The 237-nt window shown below is 66.2% G+C and carries 1 protein-coding gene; it reads left to right on the top strand.

The window, feature by feature from the left end:
- Positions 1-182, top strand: a 182-nt coding sequence (locus tag ACOZKU_RS02050; RefSeq protein ID WP_421577452.1) for a hypothetical protein, incomplete at its 5' end; no start/stop codon positions are given.
- Positions 183-237 lie beyond the last annotated feature (55 nt).

The raw sequence follows: 237 nt of genomic DNA, 5'->3' as shown, positions 1-237 counted from the left end.
CCGCTTTCGCTGAAAACCCCAACTTCGGCCGTTCCGATCTCCAGGCCAGCCAGCCGGCCGTCGACCAGTCGATCACCGCATCGATCAAGTCGCACACGGATGGCGCTTCCGCTGACAACCAGGAAGTCGCGATGTCCTCCTCGACCCGCTACGGCGACGGCGCTCCCTACGCCGGCCGTTAATCGACGCCTCACAAGGCCCTTCGCCGACCGGCAGGTCCGGTCGGCTGATCCTCCC

This window comes from Shinella sp. M31 (assembly GCF_049199205.1).
Lineage (GTDB): Bacteria > Pseudomonadota > Alphaproteobacteria > Rhizobiales > Rhizobiaceae > Shinella.
Note: the sequence above shows the minus strand (reverse complement) of the source record. Positions and strands in the feature narration are given on the sequence as shown.